Annotated in this window: 9 protein-coding genes; 6 read left to right on the top strand and 3 right to left on the bottom strand. The window is 63.9% G+C overall.

Annotated elements, in window-relative coordinates:
* Positions 1-59 precede the first annotated feature (59 nt).
* The 3 genes from HGB41_RS21815 to HGB41_RS21825 are packed head-to-tail and all read left to right on the top strand — an operon-like array spanning position 60 to position 1,066.
* Complete coding sequence (locus HGB41_RS21815; RefSeq protein ID WP_171088408.1) at positions 60-380, top strand: ElaB/YgaM/YqjD family protein; 321 nt, start codon at positions 60-62, stop codon at positions 378-380.
* A 16-nt stretch (positions 381-396) separates the two neighbouring features.
* Positions 397-774 (top strand): phage holin family protein, encoded by a 378-nt coding sequence (locus tag HGB41_RS21820; protein ID WP_171088409.1) that lies wholly within the window; start codon positions 397-399, stop codon positions 772-774.
* On the top strand, positions 764-1,066 hold the full coding sequence (locus HGB41_RS21825) for a hypothetical protein (RefSeq protein WP_171088410.1): 303 nt from the start codon (positions 764-766) through the stop codon (positions 1,064-1,066). The genes HGB41_RS21820 and HGB41_RS21825 overlap by 11 nt, the downstream gene beginning before the upstream one ends.
* A 17-nt stretch (positions 1,067-1,083) precedes the next feature.
* On the opposite strand, the gene proC is transcribed toward HGB41_RS21825, so the two are convergent.
* Positions 1,084-1,899 (bottom strand): pyrroline-5-carboxylate reductase, encoded by an 816-nt coding sequence (gene proC / locus HGB41_RS21830; protein ID WP_171088411.1) that lies wholly within the window; start codon positions 1,897-1,899, stop codon positions 1,084-1,086.
* Between the two features lie 18 nt (positions 1,900-1,917).
* Positions 1,918-2,619: a YggS family pyridoxal phosphate-dependent enzyme gene (locus HGB41_RS21835; protein WP_171088412.1), complete on the bottom strand. Its 702-nt coding sequence runs from the start codon at positions 2,617-2,619 to the stop codon at positions 1,918-1,920.
* A 178-nt stretch (positions 2,620-2,797) separates the two neighbouring features.
* On the opposite strand from HGB41_RS21835, the gene HGB41_RS21840 reads away from it, so the two are divergent.
* The 3 genes from HGB41_RS21840 to HGB41_RS21850 all read left to right on the top strand — a co-directional run bounded on the left by HGB41_RS21840 (position 2,798) and on the right by HGB41_RS21850 (position 5,787).
* Positions 2,798-3,841 carry a type IV pilus twitching motility protein PilT gene (locus HGB41_RS21840; protein ID WP_171088413.1) on the top strand — a complete coding sequence of 348 codons (1,044 nt, stop codon included), beginning with the start codon at positions 2,798-2,800 and terminating at the stop codon, positions 3,839-3,841.
* Between the two features lie 9 nt (positions 3,842-3,850).
* Positions 3,851-4,987, top strand: coding sequence for a PilT/PilU family type 4a pilus ATPase (locus tag HGB41_RS21845; RefSeq protein WP_171088414.1), 1,137 nt, complete (start codon positions 3,851-3,853; stop codon positions 4,985-4,987).
* A gap of 164 nt (positions 4,988-5,151) precedes the next feature.
* The gene (locus HGB41_RS21850) at positions 5,152-5,787 is read left to right on the top strand and encodes a hypothetical protein (RefSeq protein WP_171088415.1); all 636 of its coding nucleotides are present in this window, start codon (positions 5,152-5,154) and stop codon (positions 5,785-5,787) included.
* 15 nt (positions 5,788-5,802) lie between these two features.
* On the opposite strand, the gene HGB41_RS21855 is transcribed toward HGB41_RS21850, so the two are convergent.
* Positions 5,803-6,675, bottom strand: a complete 873-nt coding sequence (locus tag HGB41_RS21855; RefSeq protein WP_171088416.1) for an alpha/beta hydrolase — start codon at positions 6,673-6,675, stop codon at positions 5,803-5,805.
* Between the last annotated feature and the right edge of the window lie 426 nt (positions 6,676-7,101).

Genomic DNA, 7,101 nt, shown 5'->3' on the forward strand with positions numbered 1-7,101 from the left:
GCATTCATTTACGCGTGTTCATCCACACGCATTCATTCACTTTAGCGAGGCTCCTCATCATGATGGAAAAGATCCCTACCCAAACCGGCACCCGTGACCAGCTGCTGTCGGACCTGAAGACCGTGATCCAGGACGCCGAAGCCTGGCTGCGCAATGGCGGCCACCTGACGGGCGACGAGCTCAAGGCAGCCAAGGCGAAATTCGAGCAGACCCTGGCCGGCGCCAAGGAAAGCCTGGGCGAATACCAGCAGACCGTCGTCGAAAAGACCAAGGAAGCCGCCAAGGTCACTGACGAGTACGTTCACGAGAATCCATGGAAGTCCGTGGGCCTGGGCGCCGCCGTCGGCGTCGTCATCGGCCTGCTGATCGCTCGCCGCTAATCCCGGGACGGCGCGCATGAGCATCATCGCGAACATCCGGACGCTGGGCGCCAGCATGCTGGACCTGCTGCGCACGCGGCTCGAACTGGCGGCCATCGAGCTGCAGGAAGAGACCGGGCGCCTGTTCGGCTACCTGGCCTGGGCCCTGGCAGCGGCTATGCTGGCCTTCGTCGGCCTGCTGCTCGCCGTGCTGTTCGTGCTGGTGCTGTTCTGGGACAGCCACCGCCTGCTGGCGGTCGGCGGCATGACCGTCCTGTTCGCGCTGGGCAGCGCGTTTGCCGTGGCCCGCGTGCGTGCGGGACTCAAGACGCGCCCGCCCATGATGGGGGCGACGCTGGCCGAGCTGCGCAAGGATGCCGGCGCCCTCAAGGGAGAGTCCGTCCATGAAGGCTAAGACCGATACGCTGGCTGCGCGCCGCGCCGCGCTGGTGGAACGCTGCGCAGACCAGCGCGCGCAGGTGGCTTACGAATACTCCTCGCTCGCTTCGCCTGCGACGCTGGGCGTGGTTCCGGCCCTCTTGAGTCGGCACCGCAAGACCGCGCTGGTCGCTGCCGGCGTGGCCGCCGGCCTGTTCATCGTCAAGCCGAAATGGGCGGTCGGCATCGCCACCGGCGCCGTGTCGGCCTACCAGCTCGCGCAGCGCCTGTTGCCGGTCCTGCGCTGGAGGGGTTTCGAGATCCACTGAGATCCCGGGCCGTCGATTCAATCCATCCCGAGCTCGTCGCCCAGCTCGCGCCCGCGCGCGGCGGCCGCCTTCATGGCAGCGACGATGGCTTCCTTCACACCCGATGCTTCCATGCTCTTGACCGCCGCATGCGTGGTGCCGCCTTTCGAGGTCACGCGCTGGCGCAGGGTCTCCACCGGATCGCTCGATTGCGCCGCCAGCTGCGCCGCACCGGTGAAGGTGGCCAGCGCGAGCTTCCTCCCCTGCTCCGCATCCAGCCCCATTTCGACGGCCGCCTGCTGCATCGCTTCGAGGAAGTAGAAGACATAGGCCGGGCCGCTGCCCGATACCGCCGTCACCGGGTCGATCAGGGACTCTTCATCCAGCCACACGGTCTGGCCCACCGCACGCATCACGCTGTCGGCAGCCTGGCGCTGCGCCGCATCGACGTCCGGCTGGGCCACCATGCCGGTGATGCCCATGCCGATCAGCGCCGGCGTGTTTGGCATCGAGCGCACGATGCGCGTGTAGCCACCCAGCCAGCGCGACAAATCGGCAATGCGGATGCCCGCCGCGATCGATAGCACCAGCGGCTGGCCACCGAGCTGCGGCTTGAGCGCCGCGGCGACTTCGCGCATCTGCTGCGGCTTGACCGCCAGTACGATGATGTCGCAGCCGCCCACCTGCACGTCGATGGCATCGGCCGTGCTGACGCCATACTGGCTGGCCAGGCGCTCGAGCGCCTCGGCATTCGGGTCCACCACATGCAGGCTGCCCGCGCCGGTGAGTTGGCCGGCCAGGCCCGCAACCAGGGCCGTGGCCATGTTGCCGCCGCCGATAAACGCAATTTTCATTCGGTTCCTTGGTTGGGTTTATTCGTAGTGGCGCGCGCCGAAGATGGCGCTGCCGACCCGCACGATGGTCGCGCCCTCAAGCACCGCCGCGGGCAGGTCGCCCGACATTCCCATCGACAGCGTGTCGAGCGGCAGCCCCCCAAGACGCAGCGATTCGAACAGGGCGCGCAGGCGCGCAAAGGCGGCGCGCTGCTGGGCCGGATCGGTGCTGGCTTCCGGGATCGCCATCAGCCCGCGCAGGCGCAGGTTCGGCAGCGCCATCACCTGGCGCGCCAGCTCCGGCAGTTCGGCCGCGTGTGCACCACTCTTGGTCGCCTCTCCGCTGATGTTCACCTGCAGGCAGATGTCGAGGGGCGCCAGCTCCGGCGGGCGCTGTTCCGACAGGCGCTGGGCGATCTTCAGGCGCTCCACCGTATGCACCCACTGGAAGCTGGCCGCGATCGGCCGGGTCTTGTTGCTCTGGATCGGGCCGATGAAATGCCAGTCGACCGGCACATCTGGTTGCAGGCGCGCCACTGCTTCCATTTTGTCGAGCGCCTCCTGCAGGTAATTTTCACCGAAAGCGCGCTGCCCCGCGGCGATGGCTTCGACCACCGCTTCCGCAGGGAAGGTCTTCGACACGGCCAGCAAAAGCACCTCTGATTTGCTCCTGCCGGCTAAGGCGCAAGCCGCGTGGATTGTCGCTTCGACAGCTTGCAAGTTGGCAGCGATTATGGACATAATGATTTTCTATAGGAAATATTTTTAACACACGCGCCGCAACGGGGCCTCGAAAACCGTAGCGAGCGGAAGGAGTTTCGTCCGAGAAGCGCAGCCGTACTTACGGTACGGCGAGCATCGCAGGGCGAAAATCCGACGCGCAGTAGGTTTGCGAGGCCCCCTCCCACAGGAATTATAAATGGACATTTCGGAACTTCTGGCGTTCTCCGTGAAGAACAAGGCCTCGGACCTGCACCTCTCGGCCGGCCTGCCGCCGATGATTCGCGTGCATGGCGACGTGCGCCGCATTAACCTGCCGCCGCTCGAGCACAAGGACGTGCACGGCATGATCTATGACATCATGAACGACGGCCAGCGCAAGCAGTACGAAGAGATCCTGGAGTGCGACTTCTCGTTTGCGATTCCGGGCCTGGCGCGCTTCCGCGTGAACGCCTTCAACCAGGAACGCGGCGCCTCCGCCGTGCTGCGCACCATTCCCTCGAAAATCCTCTCGCTGGAAGAACTGAACGCGCCGAAGATCTTCAGCGAACTCGCCATGCGCCCGCGCGGCCTGGTGCTGGTGACCGGCCCGACCGGCTCGGGCAAGTCGACCACGCTGGCGGCAATGGTCAACCACCTGAACGAAAACGAATACGGCCACATCCTCACCATCGAGGACCCGATCGAATTCGTCCACGATTCCAAGAAGTGCCTGATCAACCAGCGCGAAGTCGGCCCGCACACGCTCTCGTTCAGCAATGCGCTGCGCTCGGCGCTGCGCGAAGACCCGGACGCGATCCTGGTCGGCGAATTGCGCGACCTGGAAACCATCCGCCTGGCGCTGTCGGCGGCGGAAACCGGCCACCTGGTGTTCGGCACCCTGCACACCTCGTCGGCCGCCAAGACCATCGACCGTATCGTCGACGTATTCCCGGGCGAAGAAAAAGAGATGGTGCGCGCGATGCTGTCCGAGTCGCTGCAAGCCGTGATTTCGCAGACCCTGCTCAAGACCAAGGACGGTTCGGGCCGCGTCGCGGCGCACGAGATCATGATCGGCACCCCGGCGATCCGCAACCTGATCCGCGAAGCGAAGATCGCCCAGATGTATTCGGCCATCCAGACCGGCAGCAATGTCGGCATGCAGACGCTCGACCAGAACCTGACCGACCTGGTGCGCCGCAACGTGATCTCCAGCGCCGCTGCCCGCACGGCTGCGAAAATTCCAGAAAACTTCCCAGGCTAAGACGGCATCATGGAACGCGACCAGGCATCCAAATTCATGTTCGACCTGCTGCGCCTGATGACCAGCAAAGGCGGCTCGGACCTGTTCATCACGACCGGCTTCCCGCCGGCGATCAAGATCGACGGCAAGATGACGCCGGTCTCGAACCAGCCCCTGAACGGCACGCACACGAACGACCTGGCGCGCGCCATCATGAACGACAAGCAGGCGGCCGGCTTCGAGCTCACCAAGGAAGCGAACTTCGCGATCAGCCCGGGCGACCTGGGCCGCTTCCGCGTCTCGGCCTTCATGCAGATGGGCTGCGTGGGCATGGTGCTGCGAACGATCACCACCACCATCCCCCGTTTCGAGGACCTCGAGCTGCCGGAAGTGCTGAAAGACGTGATCATGACCAAGCGCGGCCTGGTGATCATGGTCGGCGCCACCGGCTCCGGTAAATCGACGACGCTCGCCGCCATGGTCGGCTACCGCAACGAGAACAGCTACGGCCACATCATCACCATCGAAGACCCGGTCGAATTCGTGCACCCGCACCGCAACTGCGTGATCACGCAGCGAGAAGTCGGCGTGGACACCGACAGCTTCGAGGCGGCCCTGAAGAACTCCCTGCGCCAGGCCCCGGACGTAATCCAGATCGGCGAGATCCGCGACCGCGAGACCATGGAGCATGCGATCGCGTTTGCCGAGACCGGCCACCTGTGCCTGGCCACCCTGCACGCCAACAGCTCGAACCAGGCGCTGGACCGCATCATCAACTTCTTCCCCGAAGAGCGCCGCCAGCAACTGCTGATGGACCTGTCGCTGAACATGAAGGGCCTGATCTCGCAGCGCCTGATCCCGAAGAAAGAAGCCAAGGGCCGCGTGGTGGCGATGGAGATCCTGCTGAACTCCCCGCTCATTTCCGACCTGATCTTCAAGGGCGACGTCCACGAGATCAAGGAGATCATGAAGAAGTCGCGCGAGCTGGGCATGCAGACCTTCGACCAGGCGCTGTTCGACTTGTACGAGGCGGACAAGATTTCGTATGAGGACGCGCTGCGCAACGCGGATTCGGTGAACGACCTGCGCCTGAACATCAAGCTCAATAGCAAGCACGCGAAGAACCGCGATTTCTCGGCCGGGATGGAGCACCTCGGGATCGTCTGAGGCGCTTGCCGGATACTCGTTTGAATGGGCGCTGCGGCGCCCATTCTCTTTTCCGGACGCGGTGCGCCGCCGCTTTCCATGCCGGCCGCATATTCGCTGCCCAAAGCCTCCGCTGCGTTGGCTGCGTCGTTACAATCTTGGTTTCGTCAACGTTCGGAGCAGCCTTGGAACACGAGAGTCATCCCCATCACCACCCCCACGGCACCGGCGTGCGCTGGCTCGACATCAGCCTGGCCATTGCTGCCGCCATCGTGTCGCTGGTCTCGCTCTGGCTTGGTTTGCACTCGGCGCATTCGATGGAAAAGCTGGTGGCGGCCAACAGCTATCCTTACCTCGAGCTGATGCGCTCGATCTCGTCGGCGGCGCCGGCCAGCGAAACGGGCCTGTTCCGCAAACGGGTCGAATTCGAAATGGCCAATAACGGCATCGGCCCTGCCCGCATCGAATGGGTCGAGCTGACCTACAAGGACAAGCCGGTCGCCAACCTGCACGCCCTGCTGAGCGCCTGCTGCGGGCCCGCGCAAGAATTCAATATTCCGATGAACGCGCGCGGCAACGTCTCCAGTGCCCTGGTGCGACCCGGTGGCTCGCTGGTGATGTTCACTGCCAACCAGACCGCCGTGTCCAACCCGATCTTCGATGCCCTGCACCGGAGCACTGGCGATATCAAGTTCTCGGCCTGCTACTGTTCGGTGTTCGACGAGTGCTACATCCGCAAGGAGGATGGTCGCAAGCCGCAGCCGGTCGAGCAGTGTACGCCACCAGCGGTGCCGTTCCAGCCGAATTTCGATCGCAGCTGAACGCGTCCCGACGCGTCACGGAGCGCCGGGCGCCGTCCCAGACCGCGCAGTCGTCGGCAGGTGGCGCCTGATCCACTGCGTGGTATCGGCCATCACGTCTTCCTTGCCGAAGTCGTTGAACAGGTCGTGGTAATGGCCTTCGTAGAGCTTCAATGTCTTGTCGCTCGACCCGGCTTTCTCGTAGAAGAACTGGCTGCCGGCGGGCACAGTGGCCTTGTCGACCGTGCCATGCATGATGAAGACCGGCAGCGTGATCCGCGCGAATTCCCTCTCCAGGCGTTCGTCGGCGCGCACCAGCGCAGCCACGGTGCTGGCGGGCTGCACTTCGCCCGCGATCAGCGGATCGGCGTTTAGCGCCCGCACCGCTTCCGGGTCGCGCGAAAAATCTTCGTTGTGCAGCTTGAGCACGCCCAGGTGCGGCGCCACGTGGCTCAGGCCCTTGATGATCGACAGGACGATGCCTGGCGCCGGCACCCTGAAGGCGAAGCTCTCGCAGATCAGGCCATCGATCTGTTCCTGGTGTTCGAGCGTGTACACGCAGGACACGACGCCGCCGGCGCTATGCCCCAGCAGGAATACCGCGAGGCCGGGCTCGCGCGCCTTGGCCAGGTCGATGAGGGTGGCGAGATCGCCCACGTATTCGTCGATGTGCTCGACATAGAAGCGGTCGCCGCTCGATTTGCCGCGCCCGCGCAAGTCGAGCGCGTACACGGTGAAGCCATTCGCCACCAGCTGTTCGGCCGTCCATGCATACTGGCCGCTGTGCGAGTTCACGCCGTGGCAAATCGCGACCAGCGCACTGGACGGGCCGTCTGGCCGCCAGCAGCGGAAGAAGATCTGGTTTCCATCCTTGCCCTGGACGGTCTCTTCGCTCGGAGCATTCGCCATGACAATCTCCTTTAGATCGCTGCGGCGCGCAGGCCGCGACTGATCCAGATTAAGGGATTTTCATCTGATTCCCATGCTGCGCAGTGAACTGTCTGATATAGCGCAAACTATCTTCACTTAAACGACATTCAATCCCGTCGCCCGCACAAGCTCTGCTGCTGGCGCCGAGATGGTCACCTGTAGACGCTAGTGAGTCGAAAATCGTAGGGTGGGCGGGTCTCCCGCCCACGCGTTCAAATCACGGTTGCGGAATACAAGCGCGTATCGATGCGTTTGCGTCGGTTCAACGCGCGGGCGGGGAAACCGCCCACCCTGTAACAGCAAAGTAGAAATGTCCGCTTTTAGCAAAGTTAAAATGTCCGTTTTCCAAAAGTCACACTCGCTTTTGAGCGGATGCTTTCTTCGCTGCCGTGGTGCCCTGCGTGA

It is taken from the genome of Telluria aromaticivorans (assembly GCF_013003915.1).
In the GTDB taxonomy this organism is placed as follows: domain Bacteria; phylum Pseudomonadota; class Gammaproteobacteria; order Burkholderiales; family Burkholderiaceae_D; genus Telluria; species Telluria aromaticivorans.